The organism is Lacrimispora indolis DSM 755 (assembly GCF_000526995.1).
GTDB classification, from domain to species: domain Bacteria; phylum Bacillota; class Clostridia; order Lachnospirales; family Lachnospiraceae; genus Lacrimispora; species Lacrimispora indolis.
Map to the genome: position 1 here is coordinate 344,692 of NZ_AZUI01000001.1, position 17,061 is coordinate 361,752.

Here is a 17,061-nt window from a genome sequence, read left to right on the forward strand (position 1 = left end):
ATGATTATCAACCGGCTTAGCCGATTGTAACCACTGATGCTCTTAAATGATTGATAAATTCCAAATCATGAGTAATGACAATGACAATTTTATTCTTTTCACACAACATATTGATTAAATCGCCGACCCGTTTCATATTATCCAGGTCCAAACCGCTGGTTGGTTCATCGAAAATAATAATCTCTTTTTCACTTAAACATCCCGTAGCAACTGCCAGACGCTGTTTCTGCCCGCCTGATAAAGCCATGGGATGCTTTTCTAAAAAACCGCTCAGTTCCATGGTGTCAAGAATCTCTATGGCCTCTTTTTCAGAAGCACCATTTCCAAGCATAACCTCTGACAGCACACTGTCGGAAAAAAGCTGGTGATTGACATCCTGCATAATCAAAAAACTGCTTTTGCAAAGCTGTTTCCGGTTCATCCGCCTGCCATCCAGATACAGCTCCCCCTGCTTACACTTCCTAAGTCCGCACAAACACTGGACCAGAGTCGTTTTTCCTGCTCCGTTTTTGCCGCAAATGGCTACCACGGTTCCTTTCAATGCAGTAAAGGAAAGGTGTTCCCATAGAATACGGCGTCCTCTTTTAACCGCCAGATTTTTCACCATCAGGCCCTCACTGCTCTGGATTTGAACCCGTTCCTCATGAATTTCCACCGGATCAACCGAACGGATCGACCACTCCCGGCATTGTTCAGGAGTCAGAGCCTTAAATTCCTCCTGACTCCACTCTTTTGCAACGGCCCCCTCTTCCAGCCAAAGCGCCCGGTCCAGCAGATCCGCCAGATACCAGACCCTGTGTTCCGCAATCACAATGGTTTTCCCCTGCTTTTTTAATTGTTTTAACAATCCCTGCAGCCGCAGTATTTCTTCCTGATCCAAATTAGCGGAAGGTTCGTCAAGCACATAAATCTCCGGTTGTTCCATATATGCGGAAGCAATAGCAACCTTCTGCTTTTCTCCTCCTGACAATTCAAAGACACTTTTCTCCATCAGTGTGTGCAGATGATATTCCGCCACAACCTGCTGCAAGCGCCCCAAAATGTCATCTTTGGGAACCCCCTTATTTTCCAGTCCGTATACAACCTCGCTGGTGGTATCCAAATTAAAAAATTGCGTTCTTGGATTTTGAAAAACAGAGCCTACCGTTTCAGACAGTTTCCAGGTCGGCTGGTCGGCTGTATTTTCATTGTTAATCCACACCGAGCCGCTTAAAGTCCCTGGAATCTGTTCCGGAATCAGTCCATTGATCAGCTTTATTAGCGTTGTTTTTCCGCATCCGCTTTTCCCGCAGAGCATAACAAACTCTCCCCGTTTCACCTCCATACTGCAATGGAGCAAGCTGGCCTTTTCTTCTCCTTCATATGTAAATGTCACATCACAAATACGAATCATTTTGCCTCCCAATGATTTTTTACCCCAGCCAAATGGCTGCCCCTGCCAGCAGCAGGAAATACACCAGCACCAGTACATCCAATAACCGGATCCGGATCTCGACAATGGAAGTCTTGGGAGCTGGATTTTCTATTCCCCGGACAATGGCCGATTGTGCCAGTTCTTCACCGGTCTTTACCGCACTCATTAAAAGCGGTACATACATACTCTCTATTTTCTGTTCCATTCCCTTTATATTACGCAGACGCATGGCATTCCAAATTGCCGTCAGTTCATCCTTCAGCGTGGGAAAATATCTGGCGGACACCGCTACCGCCACTGAAACAGATAATGGAATATGCATTCTTCGGAAAGCCTCCAGCAAAACCCGGACCGGTGTTGTTGCGCAAAACAAAGCTACGGCCGCACCACACGGAAAAATCATTTTAAAATAAACAGCTACCGATATCATGCTGGCCAATGTGACATTTACATTAGGAATTACGAAAACCTGAATGACACATAAGACCAGATAACTGGCCAAAATCTGAAACATGGTTTTTCTGACTCCGAAACAATACATTAAAAATAAAATGCTGGACATAAAAATCCATTCTATGTATAACTTTGTATGGGAAAATACAATAACCACTGATAAAATGATCAGTATCATGCCGATCCGGGGATCCAATCCCCTGCTTTTTCCATACATTACTGAGCAACTCCTGCCTTTACAAAGTGTTTTCTCATCAGTTTAAAACCTAAAAACCCACCTGCTAAAGAACCAATCAGAATGCTGACGATAATAAAGATCATTGTCGGTGCGGAGACCAGCCGGCTTAACGCATCCAGATATTCGGCATTCATAAAATTTTCCGAATATTTCAAAAAGGACTCTTTGTGGAACCACAACAGATAAAAATCTCCAATAAATCCAAAAGAAAAGATAACATAAGAGATCATGATCCAGAACTTATTTTCAAACTGCCCTTTTCTGAGCGCCAGTTCAGCTAAAATACCGGCAATGATTTCTGAAACGATGATCGAAATTGCTGCTGAAATAAATATAATTCCAGTAACCAGACTGATCACAAAAACAGGTCCTGTTCTCCTGGTTTTTGCTACAATCAGCATATAAACCGGACCAATGAAAATCGCATCAAACATATGGGATGCAAACCATGCAACAGGCAGAATCCCTCCTAAGATCATAAAAAGAAAGCGGATCGCAATGCAAATCACCCCCAAAACAGATGCTATTATTATATCTTTCATACTCAATTTACTGCTGCTTTCTCTGCTCATTTTATCATTATCCTCCTTTGGCCATTTTACTTCATCACATCTTCTACTAAACCGGCAAGATAGCTTTCGTCCTCCAACACAAAAAAGTGGTTTCCTTTGAACTCGCGAATCTCAAAATGATTTGTAGTTACTTCTTTCCAACGCTTCATCATTTTTTTGTCTGCTCCTGCATCTTTTATGGCCGAATGGGCAATCACCGGAACATCAGTCCTTTCGCCGTTGTAGCAAAAGCTCTCATTCAATTGATAATCTCTTCTGATTTCAGGAAGGTAATAGCTCATAAACTGCTCATTCTGCAGCACAGCCTCCGGGGTGAGCTGATAACGCCTCAATTCCTCAATCAGGGCCTGATCATCCATATAAGTCTTGAACTCGGAAAAGTTCTCATCCTGGGGAGCCTGACGGCCTGCCACGATCAGCTTTTCCGGCCTCACCCCATATAACCGTTCCAGGATGCAGCAGACTTCAAATGCCAGAGCCGCCCCCATGCTGTGGCCAAACAGGCAAAAAGGTTCACTTCCTGTTTTAGCCAGTATCTGCTGTGCCAAAGTCTGTGCCAGCATTTTGCTGTTCCCAATAAACGGTTCCCCGCGCCTTGTTCCTTTTCCCATCAGCTCCACGCAGATGATTCTGACCGGCATTAATTTTGTGGTCCATTTCCGGTAAGATGCTGCGGTTCCGCCTGCATGGTGGAAACAAAATACATTCATTACCCTTTTCTCATTTCCCGCTCCCGGGTTAAGGATCAGCTTACTCTCAAAGGGAAATGTTTTCTCATACCCTGCTGCAGTTCCGTTCATTGGCTCACCTTCCAGCTGACTGATTCTTTTCTGACGTTAATAAAATCTGCGTAAATTCCCGGCTGTTTGATCAGCTCCTCATGTCTGCCTTTCTGTACGATATTCCCTTGATCCAAAACAATGATCTGCATTTCTCACTGTTTTTAACCGGTGAGCGATCATGATAATGGTTTTATTGTGAGTTAATGCCTCAATGGCCTTCTGTAAATCCGCTTCATTCTCAGGGTCCACATTGGCTGTCGCCTCATCGAGAATTACAATCGGGGCATTTTTAAGCATTGCCCTGGCAATGGAAATCCGCTGTTTTTCTCCTCCGGAAAGATTGCCCCCACCCTCTCCCAGCACCGTATGATAACCTTCCGGCAGCTGGCGGATAAACTCATCGCAGCAGGCAGCCTTAGCAGCCTTTACCACCTCTTCATGTGTGGCTTCCGGTCTGCCGAATTTAATGTTATTTTCGATGGTATCCTGAAACAGATACACGCTCTGGAACACCATACTGATATGCTCTAAAAGACTGTCCAGCGTATAGTTTCTGATATCGGTTCCTCCTAAAAGGATCCGGCCGCCGGTCACATCCCAAAACCTTGCGATCAAACTGCAAAGTGTGGATTTTCCGCCGCCGCTGGGTCCGATCACTGCCACAGTTGACTTTTCGGGAATAACCAGGTTGATTTTTTCCAGCACCTTTCTCTCACTTTTTTCATAACAAAAGTCAACATCCTGAAATTTGATTTCCATATTCTCCGGAACGATCTCCATTCCGTTCTGGTCCATAACGGGGGTCTCATCAATGGCATTTGCCTTATCCATCGAATCATTCAGCATCTGAAGCATGGAAGCCATATTACCCGCTGATTCCAGTTCACTGTAAACCATAAAGGAAGCAATGATCAGCAGCAGGCACTTTACAAGCTCCAGTCCTCCATCCAGATACAGACGGACAGTCATCAACAGGATTCCTGTACCGGCAGCCCTTACAATCAGCTGCTTTAACCCATCCCAGGGAACACTTTTTAAAGTCAGGTTAATGTTTTTTTCACAGCTTTTATGTATGGCATCATCAATTTCCTGATTTCCGGCAGCTTCCAGATTAAACGATTTCACCACGCTCATCCCCTGCACATATTCCAAAATCGCACCCACCAGTTCTTCCTGTGCAGTCTGCCGTTTCCCGGAGACAATGCGGGAGCGGCGCTGAGCCACTTCCGTAATGATCAGATAAATAATCATTCCCCCAAAAACCACCAGGCCGATTCTGAAATCAATGATCAGTACAGCGATGGAAAAAGCCAGAGACTGTAAGATGCCGCTCAGTATGATAGCCAGACTTCGGGCCGCCGTGTTTTCCACATCTCCAAGAGAAGTCGTTACAACTGCAGTTAGATTGCCAAGATTATTTTCATTAAAAAATCCCATAGGAATGTATTTTAACCGATCCCCGATATGCACTCTTTTATCAATGACCATACCATATCCGGTTTCAGTCTGTTTGATTACCGATCCATAAGTCGCCCAGGCTTTTCCGGCAATCGACACCAGCATAATCCCAAAAAGATATGCGGCGGTTTTTAGCTCACGGTTATCAGCCAGAACATTCTGAATCAAAATCAGCAATGCCCAAAACTGAAGCGCCGCAAAAACAGATCCCATAAAACTAATCCAGATTGACTGAACCAGCATCTTTTTCCGCTCTCCGGCAAAGGTAAAGATCTTCCGAAAAATATGTATCATTTCATTCCCTCCTCTACGCCTGATCCTTGACATCCATATGTGCATTCCACATTTCCTGATACAGAGGGCACTGAAGAAGCAGCTCATCCTGCCTGCCCGCCGCTTCAATCCTGCCATGGTTTACCACAACAATCTGATCCGCATCAACAATTGTGGATAAACGATGGGCAATTATGATCAATGTCTTTCCTTTGGTCAGGGAAGAAAGTGCTCTTTGAATTTCAGCTTCATTTTCCGGATCCATTGCTGCCGTAGCTTCATCTAAAATTACAATCGGGGCATTTTTAAGCATTGCTCTGGCAATGGTGATTCTTTGCCGCTCGCCGCCGGACAAACTGCTTCCGGCCGTTCCAACCAGGGTATCATAGCCATGTTCCAGTTTCCGGATAAATTCATCACAGCCGGCTCGTTTTGCCACTTCTTCCACCTCTTCATCCGATGCATTCAAATTGCCCATCCGGATATTCTCACGGATGCTGCGGTTAAATAAATACGTATCCTGTGAAACGTAAGCAATCTGACAATTAAGCTGCGACACAGGAATCTGTTTCATCTCAACACCGCCGATATGAATTTCACCTTCTGTTACATCCCAAAAGCCGGCAATCAATTTGGCCAGAGTGGATTTTCCGGAACCAGAGGGGCCTACCAGTGCCGTCATTGTCCCTGCAGGAATCCTTAAGCTGACATGATCAAGAGCCTGTTCATTGCCCGTTCCATATGTAAAAGATACATTGTTTAACTGAATATCACTTCCGTCCAATATTGCATCAGTTTCTGAACGGTTCAGTTCCCCGGCATTTAAAATATCGTTAATTTCTGCAACATTGGCACCAAGCACCGCAATATCATCTGTAAATGTGAAGGCAGCCATAATGGGCCCGATAATGCCCAGAGCTAAGATGATGATCGTCAGCAGTTCATGGAAAGCAATACTTCCTGTGGCCCAGAAATACAATCCGGCCGGCAGCACCGTCAGTAAATTGGCCGGAAGTATGGCCTGATATGCACACATTGTTTTCTGATTATCTCTCATCCAGTCAATATAGTAATTTCCGTTATAGGATACGGCATCAGCATACTTTTTATAGGATCCGGCTGACTGGTTAAAGGTCTTGATCACTTCTATTCCGTTGATGTATTCGATAATGGCATTTACCATTTTCCGGCCTGCAAGGACCGCCCCTTCATACCGCTTGGCATATCCTCTCATCCCATACATCATAACAGCCATTCCCACAATCAGTGTGATGATTGAGATAAATGCCATCCTCCAATCTAATATAAAAAGATAAATGAAAATAAAAATGGGAATCAATAGGTTCGCGGTCATCTCCGGAATCAGATGGGCCAATGTGGGTTCCATGCCTTCCACCCGCTCTACTATGACCGTTTTATACTGCCCGGAAGGGGTGTCCAATATGGTTCCCATGGGAAGCCGTGTCAGTTTTTTAATTAAACGGATCCGCAGATCCTTCAGCGATCTGTATGTGGCTTTATGGGATATGGACGTGGAAGTACAGGAAAATATGATTTTTACCAGATATCCTGCCAGCGCTGTCCCGCACCATGTAACATAAAAATGAAAGTCATCATTCCCTTCCAACAGCCCGCCTACCATTTGAGCCGCACAAAAATATGGGACAATTCCTCCTGCGACTCCGATCACTGCAAAAAAAATTGACAGAATGAACTGTGATTGATATTTTTTTCCCCATTCCATCAAAATACTGGCTGAAGATTGTTTTTCGTAATCCTCCATAAAAAAGACTCCTTCCTATCTCTTTCCCCTATTAGGCATGCAATGAGATATTTATCATAAAACATGCAGTTAGATACAACTAACCTTAGGGTGTTAAAAAGCGGAGCAGTCAGATACTCCGAACTTTAAACTCTTTAGATAACACTGATATTTTAATTCCAATTATGGCTTTTGTCAAGGTAAATTATGGCAGGTATGGAAATTACATGTAAAAGGATGTCTTTCTATCTTCTATATGATAGCAAAAAGGAACGTAATATTCTATTCTCTGGAATGCAGATCATAAAATATTACGTTCCTCACCGGGAATCAGGATGCATTGCTCTGATTATAATTCTATATCCAGAAGCTTAAACCACCCGGCTTCATAAAAAACATACAGCCGCTCAATATATTCTCTGGCTTTTTCCCGCGGCATATCGTGAATTACGGTTTCGAAAATACCAGAAAACAAAGCATTGGAGACAATATGAACCAGCTCTTTATCGATCCTTAACTGCTTTCCTCTTTCCGATTGAAGCCGCTCAATAAAAGTCAGGCTGGCTTCTGCTTCAATTTGAACCAGCTGATCCATATAATTCTCATAAACCGTTCCTGCGGAACAACAGCAAATCAATTTAAACTCTTCAAAGTGGTCATAAACATATTCAATTAACCAATTCTGGTCATGTTTCGCAAGCTGGTCCAGGTTTTCGATCTGATGATCCACATCCAGATCCCAAAACTCCTGCTGCTGATCTCTGTACCGATTCTCAAGCTGCTCAGCAGCCTCTGATACGAGTGCGTGAAACAGTGCCTGTTTATCAGTAAAATAAATATAAACAGCACCGGTTGTGGCCCCTGCCGATCTTGCGATGTTCCGCATGGATGCTTTTTGGTACCCCTGGGTTAAGAATTCCTGCTTCCCTGCATCCAAAATGGCTTGTTTTAATTTTTCATTCGTTGGTCTCATTGGCTGCCTCCAAATTTCATTTCCTTTCAGGGCCCCATTTTGCTTACAGAATACCCTTTAATTTTTATTCTTAAATTTAAAAAATAATTTGACAAATTGTCCTGAAATGATACGATATAACATAAAAACATGATTTTCCTTGGGAGGATTCCATGATTGAGAATTATCATTTAGAAGTTAACAAATCTGTATTTTCCCATGAGGAAAAACATTTACTGCAATTTGTCCCGAACGAAAGAAAAGAAAAAATACTAAGGTACCGTTTTTTTTCCGACCGCCTGCTGTCTCTGTATGCAGCGCTGCTGACGCGGATGGTCGTGAGCAGACGAATGGGAGTTCCCGCAGATAAACTGGAAATAGCTTATGAAGCAATGGGAAAGCCTTATTTGGCAAACACAGAAAATTTGTACTTTAATTTATCTCATACCCGGAGTTGTATTTTACTTTGTATATCCGATCATCAGCCGGTGGGGGCAGATATTGAAAAACTTAATCCCCCTCCATTTGAAATTATGGAAACAGTCTTCCATCCGGATGAGATATCTTACATTGAGTCCGCTTCAATAAATACAAACGTGCATAAGTTTTATGAGATATGGACAAAAAAAGAAGCTTATCTAAAAAAGACCGGCACCGGTTTTATCCAAGATCCCAGCCTTATTAATACACGGATGCTTCCGGTGGATTACTGCAGCTACCAGGCAGGTGATTACTTTTGCACGATATGCAGTGATACGATCGGTAAAATCATAAGGCATAACATAACGGAAACAGATATTTTGAACTTTTTTCAGTCTTAATACAAAGCAACATGTTCCGTTTCGAATTTAGTGTACTGAATTTTTCCAAAATAATCAAGTACCTATGTGTGAGGAATCATTGATACTTAAGGAATCCAACAGAAGGCAGGGGAAAAAGGGGCCAAAGAATTTTCCAATTACAAAAAAAGAGAGGGGATCAACCGCCTCTCTTGTCAGGTTATTTCATGGTCCAGCGGATATTCGCAATCCGCTTTGCTGCCTCATATGATAAAAAAAGGACACCGCCTGGAAACCTTAATTATTTTGCGGTCCTATGTACTCGGCACTGCCGAATGCCAGAATTGGGAAAAATATTAACGGCAGCAGCACTAAGCCAACTGCAAACCCGCCGCCCTTTCCAAAAGCCTTGGAAATCTTGACACAGTAGATAATATATAAAACCAGGGAAGCCAGCCCTGCAAGACTGCTTAAAAATCCAACTTCTGCAAATCCTCCGATCATAGAAACTACCCATAAGATCATTACCGCAACAAAATAGCTTATATTTCCAAAAGCAATATCAGACGAAATATAAATATTGTAAATTGGTATCAAAGCCGCCCAGCCTGGCTTGCCGGCTTTTGAAAAAATTCTCCAATTGGTAACAATAAAGAAAATACAAGCACCTAAACCAAATACTAAAAGAAAAATACCAAATACAGCTAAAGAAGCATACAAATCACTATACACACTCAATTCCTCCATATATCTTTTCTAGTTATTATTCATTAGTCATCTCATTACCCGGTAATACCGGCTATCCACTGTTACTTCTTTCTCTTTTTTATGATAGCCGTGGCAATTGCAATACCTGCTGCCACAAAAAACAGTATGTTTACCAGATTACTTGTCAGTCCGTACATATTACTTTTCTCCTTTTTTTCCCATTTACCACATATTTTAACATGCCTGATTCTGCTCATCAACTGGCATTGGGTACATCAAAACACTTATCGGATACATGGTGTGTCATATTCTTGCTGTAATTACCAAAATATGGTATAGTGGATGAATAAGTACAGGCATGGGAAACATTGTCCGGTTCTTTTCTCCCTTTCAGGGTGAACAAAACAAACAGGAGGAATGAAAACTTCATGAAAAAAATCATAAAATTATTTGCAGTCGCAGCCCTTCTGTCCGTATCCATGGCATTAACCGCCCATGCGGGAGCCTGGAAGCAGGACGGCCATGGCTGGTGGTGGCAGGACAGCGATAAATCCTACCCCTCCTCCACATGGAAATGGATCGATTCCGATGGGGATGGCATGGCAGAATGCTACTATTTCGATGAAAACGGCTATCTTTTGACCGGAACCACTGCCCCTGACGGCAGCATTGTCAATGAATCCGGTGCATGGACCGATGAGGGCGTTGTCCGTCAAAGGGCCTCATCCCCGTCTGCCTCACGGAACATGAACCGGAAAGGGCTGGAGCTTTACCAGGAAGCAGACCAAAAAAGCTCCGGACTGCCGGGTCTGGATATCTCCGCAGATATCGGGATGAATTTTTACTATGACTGGCTGGAGATACCTATCACCATGAACATGCAGCTAAAATATCATGACTTAAACACTCCTGGTATGGAATTTCTTTCCCAGACCGATATTGATATGATGGGAATACGTAAATCAGAAACTTCCTTCTACACCAACGGCTGCTATTATTCCGACATGGGAGAGTATGATAAATACAAGATGAAAATCGGACATGAGGATATGACCAGAAACCTCACCCTGGGAGGCTTGACCGGGCAGTTTGGGGCATTCCTTGATAATGTACAGATTGCAGACGGAGAAGGAGGGAATAAGATCCTCATGTACTCCAGCAAGACAGAAGGCTTAGAAAAATATCTCACCAATGTTTATGACGGGATATGGCCTTCCCTTTCTGATTCTGATTATAAGATCAACCGGATTGACGGAAAGGCATTCATCAGCCCGGAAGGCTACTTTTCCAGGGAAGTCATTTCCATATACACAACGATAACCGAAGACGAAGAAACCATGGACCTGGTCATGAATATAAACTTAAATTATAAGGATCCGGGAAAAGCCGTTTCCATTGAATTTCCTTCCACAGAAGGATTTGAAGAAGTCATCTATTAATAACAAAAAGGAGGAAGCCGCAGACGGCTCCCTCCTTTTTGTTCATCAATCCTTTAAACCGATATAAATATGGATAACCGCATCCTCCATGTCTTCGTTCTGATATTCCTCAAAATCACAGACAAAGGCTCTTGGCAGATCCAGCTTCCAAAGCTCCTGCCAGAATTCTGCTACCGCCTTTACCATGTTTCCTCTTACCACAAACTTGGCATACGTCCCATCCGGAATGGTCCTTGCCACCGTGCCTTCGGGAATGTCATCTGCAGCTTCTACTTCACAGGCTGTTATTACGCTGTAATCATCCATTTCCGCCCCGTCATAATCCGTATAAATTCCCAGAGCCTTGTTATTGCTCTTATTTTTAATGGCAGAATAAACCCCCCTGCCGTAAAAGCTCTCCCACATGCCCCCGATCACATTTCCCATGTCCGGTGATCCATTGTTTGTCCGGGCCATCAGCCCCACTGCCTTTTTTTCCTTTAGAAAAACCTTCTCAAAATCCATTCTGCTTACCTCTTTTCTTCATATGGTAAGCCGATTGTAGCATATGGAACATGACATCTATATGTCACAATTCATCTGCTCTCCATTATTTTTCATAAGAATTTCTGTCTCTTTGCCTGATTTATAAAAGCGGATCAGGATGAATACCAGAATAACGGGAAACAGGACAGCTCCTAATATTCCAATTTTTAAATTATCCCCAAAATACCCGGAAACAATGCCTACAAAGGAAGGTCCCCCGGAACAGCCCAAATCGCCTGCCAGCGCCAGAAATGCAAACATTGCGGTTCCTCCCCCCCGCAAAGAAGCAGAGGCCATGCTAAAGGCTCCCGGCCACATGATGCCCACGGATAAGCCGCACAGCCCGCAGCCCAAAAGGCCCAAAGCCGGAAAAGGCGAAAGGGAAATCAGAAAATAAGAGCCTATGCAAAGAATCCCGCTTGCAATCATCGTCTTTTTCAAATTTACCTTTTCCCCGTATTTTCCATAAACAGCCCTTGAGGTTCCCATCATTACGGCAAAAAACATGGGACCCGTGAGATCTCCTACGGCCTTGCTCACTCCCAGCCCTTTCTCCGCAAATGCAGACGCCCACTGGCTTACCGCCTGCTCACTGGCCCCGGCACATATCATGAGAAGCATGAATCCCCAGAATATCCGTTTTCCAATAAGGGCCTTTAAGGAAAGACCTTCATCCTCTTCCACAAGAGGAGCAATGGGCACCTTAAAAAACAGGATCATGTTGACAACGGGAACCAGGGCCCAAAAAAGCGCCAAAAGCCTCCAGCTCTTCAATCCGGCAACGGCGAAAAATATGGTGGATACAAGGACAACGGCAACATGGCCCCAGCAATAAAAGGAATGAAGCATGCTCATGGCTTTTTCCTTGTTGTCTGTGGGACAGGCTTCCACAATAGGACTTACAAGAACCTCCAAAAGTCCGCCTCCTGCCGCATAGATGGCCACTGAGATAAAAAGGCCCATCCATGCCTGGGAAAACAATCCCGGCAGAACAGTCAGAGAGATCAGTCCGATTGCCGACAATACGTGTGCCGTTATCATGGAAGCACGGTATCCTACCCGGTCAATCACACCTGCTGACAATAAATCCACCAACAGCTGGATTCCAAAATTAAGGGTCACAAGCATGGTGATCCTGGATAAGGAAATGCCATACTCGGACTGGAATGTCAGAAACAAAAGGGGAACAAAATTGTTAATGATCGCCTGTACGATATAGCTCAAAAAACAGGCATGGACGGTTTTGGTATAATCTTTATTCATTGTAATCACCTGCTGTTTATTTTTTTGTATTATACCGCATATTTTTTTGAAATTCTTGTAAATTACCGCCAGTTTATGATACAATCTAGCCAATCAAGCAAAGGAGAATGCTCTATGCAAAGCACGAAAATACTCACCGACGAATCCATGATGGAGCTTGTCCCCCACGGTTCCTCCACGTTTCCCTTTCAATATTATTACGAGGATGTAGGAAAATTTGATAACCAATGCATTGACTGGCACTGGCATAAGGAATTTGAGCTGGTATCCGTAACAGAAGGGATCCTCCAGTGCTCCGTGGGAAACATCAATCACATACTGGAAGCCGGAGATGGGATATTCATCAATTCCGGCGTCATTCACCGCTTTCTCTCAGCCGGAACAGCGGTCATCCCAAACGTTTTGTTTGCATCTGATTTCATTGCACCGGAAAGCAGCTCCATTCACGAAAAATACCTCCTTCCCTTTCTCACCTCAGGCATTTCCCACTTTGTGCTGAAGAGTAACACTCCCTGGCAGAAAGACGTTCTCTTCTCTCTTATAAGGCTGTATTACTTATGTGAACATCCCGGACCGGCCTGGGAGCTGGAAGCCCATACCCTGGTCTGCCAGGTCTGGCAAAGCCTGTTTGAACACAGACAGGAATTTCCCACCATGGAGAATACGGGAATAACCAGGATCTCTCAGGCCCGTTTTAAGGGCATGACCTGTTTTATTGAGGAAAACTACCGAAAAAAAATCACCCTGGAGGACATCGCCGCATCAGTGGGCGTAAGTAAACGGGAAGCCCTCCGCTGCTTTCATTGCTCGGTCCCTTTATCCCCTATGGAATACTTAAATAAATACCGGCTCCATCAGGCCTGGAAGCTGCTTCTTCACACGGACCGTTCCATTACCGACATTGCGGAGCATACCGGATTTGAAAGCACCAGCTATTTTGACCGCCTGTTTAAAAGAGAATTTCATATCACCCCCAGAAAACACCGAAACAGTTCCAAAAACTCATGAACATTTTCAGGGATATCCTTTACTCCCTTTTCCATAAGAGCTATTATAATAAAAGACAGCTATAAAAAGGAGGATTCATATGGGAGAATTATCAAAGCTTCCGAATATTGGAAAAGAAGTGGAACGGCAGTTAAATGAAACCGGAATCTTTACTTATGAAGAATTAAAGGAAACAGGCACAGAACAGGCTTGGCTGAAGATCCAGGCCATGGACTCCTCCGCCTGCATCCACCGTCTCTATGGCCTGGAAGGAGCCATACAGGGGATTAAAAAAAGCCTCCTGCCTCAGAAGAGGAAGGAAGAATTAAAGGAATTTTACAATTTTCACAAATTATAAGAAAAGGCCCGGCCTGCCCCCTGTTAACCGGAAGCCAGGCCAAGGCCCAGAAATCCAAAAATAAAAAACACCAAAAAATACGCAAGTACGGCCAAAAGGCAGATTTCACCAGCCAGCCGGTATTTAATCAGCCGGAAACCCTTCATCCACTGATAAAAATAATAAAAAATCAAAACGATCCCCAAGGCTCCAACCAGGATTGGCAGCCAGGCCATGATAAGAAAGATAAGATTCATCCCATTACTCCCAAAATACGTCCTGTTCTTATCTTCCCCTCTTTCTCCCCTCTTAAGCAAAGGTGGGGACGGATTTCCATTTTATTTTATTTCAGGCCCAAAACACTGGATAAGCTTTAAATGGCTTCCTTCTTCAGCCAGCCACTGAAGTTCCTCAGTTCCCGTTGGCAGAAAAAACTGGTCCCCCTGACTGATCTCCTCCTGCCAGCCGTTCTCCTGCCCGGCATTTTTTCCTCCTAAAAGCAGTTTTCCCCTGCCCTCCAGTACATAAGCTGCGCTGCAGCCATTCTGTTTCATGCTCATGACGTCTTTTACTTCCAGCATTTCCATGGAAAAACATGGGGTGTCTTCATATCCCACCAGACGGATCCGGCGGTTTTTTCCCTCTTCTTTTAAAAGCTTTGCCGGAATGAACCACCGTTTCCTGGCCTCCTCCTCTGAAAAATTTTCATAATGGAAGCATTCAAACATTTTCTCAAAACCCAGTCCCTGGTGGCACATGGAATCAGCCACCTGATACCCTGACGGGGTCACACGCTCCACCCGTATGGTATAATCAGTCGGCTCCTGGATTTCCACCAGAAAACAGCCGGCACCAATTGCATGAGGAACACCGCCTTCAATCAGAATGGTATCCCCCTCCTGTACTTCAAACCGGTGAAGACACTGAAGTATGGCTTCTATATCCTGACGCAGGAAGCAGTCCTTCCAATGCTCCCGTGTCACACCGGGACGAAATCCAAGGTAAACATAAGGTTTTTCTCCATGAATCTCCCTGCCGCCCAGTATGTGCCAGCATTCTGTTTTCCCGTATTCGGAATGAAACAGTTCTCTGGCCTTCTTTTTATCCGGATGCACCTGAACGGCCAGCCGCTCTGCCGAATCAATCAGCTTCACCAGCACCCCCAGGGTTGCTCCCAGCTGTGCGGCATGCTCCTCTCCCAGATAACCGGCAGGATCTGATTCAATCAGCTCTTTCAAGGACACTGACGGCCGGTCTGCCAGCATGCTTAAGCCTTCTGTCAATTCTTCCCTTCCGGCGTTCCTGGCTGCCACAAGAGAGGCAATCCATTCTTCCGGGAAATGATCATCTTCCCCATTCTTTTCCCCGTGAAATTGTTCCAATAGTTTACCCCCAAAATAGGTCCGCCAGGCCCTGGAGCCTGTCAGGCGAATGGGGCAGTCTTTTCTTATTTCCATGATTTCCCTCCGCAATTTTCCTGATCAATCGGTTAAAAGCCATTCCGGTCTGACAGCTCCTTAAACCAGGTGCCCGATTTCTTCATGGTGATCTTGCAGTTATCATAAATATCCACCCTTAACAGGCCGTACCGGTTCTTATAGGCATTGATCCAGGACCAGCAGTCAAAGGGCGCCCATAAATGATATCCAAAGCAATTACAACCTTCCTCTATGGCTTTATGTAAGTATTTCAAATGCCCCTTGATGAATTCGATCCGGTAATCATCTGCCACCACACCGTTCTCATCTAAGAACTCCTCTTCTCCCTGAATTCCCATTCCGTTTTCTGATATGTACCATGGAAGATTTCCGTAGTTCTCCTTAATATTTTTTGCAATATCATAAATGGCCGGCTCATAAATCTCCCAGCCTCTGGAAGTGTTCATCTTCTGCCCTGGAAAGGTATAAGGCTCATAATATTTTTCCGGCATCAGCGGTCCCTCATAAGGGGTAGTCCTGGCTTTGGCCCGCCTTGGATGATAATAATTTACGCCCAGATAATCCACTGTATTTTTACGGATTATATCCAGATCCCCTTCCATCACCTGGGGAAGAATCCCCTCCTCCTTCAGCAGCTTTGTCAATGCCTCCGGATATTCACCTTTCACCGATGGATCCAGGAAGGAACGGTTAAAGATCAGATCCAGAATATCCGCAGCCTTCCGGTCTTCTTCCCTTTCTGGATTTTCACAATAGGTTGGCGTTAAGTTGATGATAATGCCTATTTTACCCCTGCAGACGCTTTTACGGAATTCTTCCACTGCAAGGCTGCTGGCCAGCTGAACATGATATCCCACATTAGCCGCTTTCTTTGCGTCACATACTGCAGGATAATGTCTCTGATATAAGTACCCTGTTTCCGGAATGATGACCGGTTCGTTGAAGGTAGTCCAGTATGTTACCCGGTCCCCAAACCGCTCAAAGCAAACAGCAGCAAATTTTGCAAATGCAAAAACGGTTTCCCTGTTCTCAAATCCGCCTTTTTTCACCCAATACTCCGGCAAGTCAAAATGATGAAGGCACATCATGGGTTCTATTCCGTTTGCAATCATTTCATTGATCACATCATCATAGAATTTCACTCCCTCTTCGTTTACAGTTCCTTCACAGTCCTTAATCACCCTGCTCCATTGAATGGAGGTCCGGTAGGAAGTCACACCGGCCAGCCTCATCTTCCTGATGTATTCTTCATATTTGTGATAAAAATCGGATGTCACTGCCGGTCCTACTCCGTCAAAAAACCGTTCCGGTTCCCTTTCAAACCAGTAATCCCATTCCGATTTTACACGTCCGCCTTCGCTGCTTCCGCCTTCTGACTGGGGACCGGAAGATGCTCCTCCCCATAAAAATCCCTTTGGAAATACATAATCCATCTTCATCTCTCCTATTCAAATTCACGTTTTGATACATTGATGTGTCATGAAATCATTGTTTTTAAGGCTACTTGTACCGCTTTAAATCGTATATATGTTCTGTTTGCAACGTCTGAATAAATTTATAGTTCCAATTTAGGAGATTCAAAATGGCGGATACCTGTCCGTTGTTTTTTGATCTTTGCATATCAAAGAAAACTATTGAAATGCCATGCCAGAAATGTTATAATAAATACACAAAAGGAGC

At 44.2% G+C, this 17,061-nt stretch carries 17 protein-coding genes; 4 read left to right on the forward strand and 13 right to left on the reverse strand.

From position 1 onward, the window contains the following. Window positions 1-16: 16 nt before the first annotated feature. The 7 genes from K401_RS0101665 to K401_RS0101695 all read right to left on the reverse strand — a co-directional run bounded on the left by K401_RS0101665 (window position 17) and on the right by K401_RS0101695 (window position 7,925). Window positions 17-1,393 (reverse strand): ABC transporter ATP-binding protein, encoded by a 1,377-nt coding sequence (locus K401_RS0101665; protein ID WP_024291335.1) that lies wholly within the window; start codon window positions 1,391-1,393, stop codon window positions 17-19. A gap of 19 nt (window positions 1,394-1,412) precedes the next feature. Next, window positions 1,413-2,084: an energy-coupling factor transporter transmembrane component T family protein gene (locus K401_RS0101670; protein WP_024291336.1), complete on the reverse strand. Its 672-nt coding sequence runs from the start codon at window positions 2,082-2,084 to the stop codon at window positions 1,413-1,415. Beyond that, entirely contained in the window at window positions 2,084-2,677 is a 594-nt protein-coding gene (locus K401_RS0101675; RefSeq protein WP_024291337.1) for an MptD family putative ECF transporter S component, read from the reverse strand. The genes K401_RS0101670 and K401_RS0101675 overlap by 1 nt, the downstream gene beginning before the upstream one ends. A 26-nt stretch (window positions 2,678-2,703) precedes the next feature. Continuing rightward, complete coding sequence (locus K401_RS0101680) at window positions 2,704-3,477, reverse strand: thioesterase II family protein (RefSeq protein WP_051153092.1); 774 nt, start codon at window positions 3,475-3,477, stop codon at window positions 2,704-2,706. Between the two features lie 78 nt (window positions 3,478-3,555). Further along, a complete protein-coding gene (locus K401_RS30915; RefSeq protein WP_330363124.1) occupies window positions 3,556-5,211 on the reverse strand; it encodes an ABC transporter ATP-binding protein in 1,656 nt (551 codons plus the stop codon). A gap of 13 nt (window positions 5,212-5,224) precedes the next feature. Further along, window positions 5,225-6,973: an ABC transporter ATP-binding protein gene (locus K401_RS0101690; RefSeq protein WP_024291338.1), complete on the reverse strand. Its 1,749-nt coding sequence runs from the start codon at window positions 6,971-6,973 to the stop codon at window positions 5,225-5,227. A gap of 328 nt (window positions 6,974-7,301) precedes the next feature. After that, window positions 7,302-7,925 (reverse strand): TetR/AcrR family transcriptional regulator, encoded by a 624-nt coding sequence (locus tag K401_RS0101695; protein WP_024291339.1) that lies wholly within the window; start codon window positions 7,923-7,925, stop codon window positions 7,302-7,304. 152 nt (window positions 7,926-8,077) lie between these two features. Here K401_RS0101695 and K401_RS0101700 point away from each other — a divergent pair, with 152 nt between their 5' ends. Beyond that, window positions 8,078-8,725 (forward strand): 4'-phosphopantetheinyl transferase family protein, encoded by a 648-nt coding sequence (locus K401_RS0101700; protein WP_024291340.1) that lies wholly within the window; start codon window positions 8,078-8,080, stop codon window positions 8,723-8,725. A gap of 255 nt (window positions 8,726-8,980) precedes the next feature. Here K401_RS0101700 and K401_RS0101705 read toward each other — a convergent pair whose 3' ends face one another. Then, entirely contained in the window at window positions 8,981-9,415 is a 435-nt protein-coding gene (locus K401_RS0101705; protein WP_024291341.1) for a DUF5684 domain-containing protein, read from the reverse strand. Between the two features lie 404 nt (window positions 9,416-9,819). Here K401_RS0101705 and K401_RS31680 point away from each other — a divergent pair, with 404 nt between their 5' ends. After that, window positions 9,820-10,830, forward strand: coding sequence for a hypothetical protein (locus K401_RS31680; RefSeq protein WP_024291342.1), 1,011 nt, complete (start codon window positions 9,820-9,822; stop codon window positions 10,828-10,830). A 45-nt stretch (window positions 10,831-10,875) separates the two neighbouring features. Here the strand turns inward: K401_RS31680 and K401_RS0101720 are convergent, their stop codons facing one another. After that, complete coding sequence (locus tag K401_RS0101720) at window positions 10,876-11,334, reverse strand: GyrI-like domain-containing protein (protein WP_024291343.1); 459 nt, start codon at window positions 11,332-11,334, stop codon at window positions 10,876-10,878. A 57-nt stretch (window positions 11,335-11,391) separates the two neighbouring features. Beyond that, window positions 11,392-12,618 (reverse strand): MFS transporter, encoded by a 1,227-nt coding sequence (locus K401_RS0101725; RefSeq protein WP_024291344.1) that lies wholly within the window; start codon window positions 12,616-12,618, stop codon window positions 11,392-11,394. A 114-nt stretch (window positions 12,619-12,732) separates the two neighbouring features. Here K401_RS0101725 and K401_RS0101730 point away from each other — a divergent pair, with 114 nt between their 5' ends. Beyond that, complete coding sequence (locus K401_RS0101730; protein ID WP_024291345.1) at window positions 12,733-13,626, forward strand: AraC family transcriptional regulator; 894 nt, start codon at window positions 12,733-12,735, stop codon at window positions 13,624-13,626. Between the two features lie 79 nt (window positions 13,627-13,705). Continuing rightward, the gene (locus K401_RS0101735) at window positions 13,706-13,963 is read left to right on the forward strand and encodes a TfoX/Sxy family protein (protein WP_024291346.1); all 258 of its coding nucleotides are present in this window, start codon (window positions 13,706-13,708) and stop codon (window positions 13,961-13,963) included. A gap of 23 nt (window positions 13,964-13,986) precedes the next feature. On the opposite strand, the gene K401_RS0101740 is transcribed toward K401_RS0101735, so the two are convergent. The 3 genes from K401_RS0101740 to K401_RS0101750 all read right to left on the reverse strand — a co-directional run bounded on the left by K401_RS0101740 (window position 13,987) and on the right by K401_RS0101750 (window position 16,814). Beyond that, complete coding sequence (locus K401_RS0101740; RefSeq protein ID WP_024291347.1) at window positions 13,987-14,199, reverse strand: hypothetical protein; 213 nt, start codon at window positions 14,197-14,199, stop codon at window positions 13,987-13,989. A gap of 81 nt (window positions 14,200-14,280) precedes the next feature. Continuing rightward, entirely contained in the window at window positions 14,281-15,399 is a 1,119-nt protein-coding gene (locus K401_RS0101745; RefSeq protein WP_024291348.1) for a type I phosphomannose isomerase catalytic subunit, read from the reverse strand. Between the two features lie 32 nt (window positions 15,400-15,431). Next, window positions 15,432-16,814, reverse strand: coding sequence for a glycoside hydrolase family 1 protein (locus K401_RS0101750; RefSeq protein ID WP_024291349.1), 1,383 nt, complete (start codon window positions 16,812-16,814; stop codon window positions 15,432-15,434). Window positions 16,815-17,061 lie beyond the last annotated feature (247 nt).

Bases quoted from the DNA above. Each gene is read 5' to 3' on its own strand.
- K401_RS0101665 (WP_024291335.1), bottom strand. From the start codon at position 1,393: ATGATTCGTATTTGTGATGTGACATTTACATATGAAGGAGAAGAAAAG.
- K401_RS0101670 (WP_024291336.1), bottom strand. From the start codon at position 2,084: ATGTATGGAAAAAGCAGGGGATTGGATCCCCGGATCGGCATGATACTG.
- K401_RS0101675 (WP_024291337.1), bottom strand. From the start codon at position 2,677: ATGAGCAGAGAAAGCAGCAGTAAATTGAGTATGAAAGATATAATAATA.
- K401_RS0101680 (WP_051153092.1), bottom strand. From the start codon at position 3,477: ATGAACGGAACTGCAGCAGGGTATGAGAAAACATTTCCCTTTGAGAGT.
- K401_RS30915 (WP_330363124.1), bottom strand. From the start codon at position 5,211: ATGATACATATTTTTCGGAAGATCTTTACCTTTGCCGGAGAGCGGAAA.
- K401_RS0101690 (WP_024291338.1), bottom strand. From the start codon at position 6,973: ATGGAGGATTACGAAAAACAATCTTCAGCCAGTATTTTGATGGAATGG.
- K401_RS0101695 (WP_024291339.1), bottom strand. From the start codon at position 7,925: ATGAGACCAACGAATGAAAAATTAAAACAAGCCATTTTGGATGCAGGG.
- K401_RS0101700 (WP_024291340.1), top strand. From the start codon at position 8,078: ATGATTGAGAATTATCATTTAGAAGTTAACAAATCTGTATTTTCCCAT.
- K401_RS31680 (WP_024291342.1), top strand. From the start codon at position 9,820: ATGAAAAAAATCATAAAATTATTTGCAGTCGCAGCCCTTCTGTCCGTA.
- K401_RS0101720 (WP_024291343.1), bottom strand. From the start codon at position 11,334: ATGGATTTTGAGAAGGTTTTTCTAAAGGAAAAAAAGGCAGTGGGGCTG.
- K401_RS0101725 (WP_024291344.1), bottom strand. From the start codon at position 12,618: ATGAATAAAGATTATACCAAAACCGTCCATGCCTGTTTTTTGAGCTAT.
- K401_RS0101730 (WP_024291345.1), top strand. From the start codon at position 12,733: ATGCAAAGCACGAAAATACTCACCGACGAATCCATGATGGAGCTTGTC.
- K401_RS0101735 (WP_024291346.1), top strand. From the start codon at position 13,706: ATGGGAGAATTATCAAAGCTTCCGAATATTGGAAAAGAAGTGGAACGG.
- K401_RS0101740 (WP_024291347.1), bottom strand. From the start codon at position 14,199: ATGAATCTTATCTTTCTTATCATGGCCTGGCTGCCAATCCTGGTTGGA.
- K401_RS0101745 (WP_024291348.1), bottom strand. From the start codon at position 15,399: ATGGAAATAAGAAAAGACTGCCCCATTCGCCTGACAGGCTCCAGGGCC.
- K401_RS0101750 (WP_024291349.1), bottom strand. From the start codon at position 16,814: ATGGATTATGTATTTCCAAAGGGATTTTTATGGGGAGGAGCATCTTCC.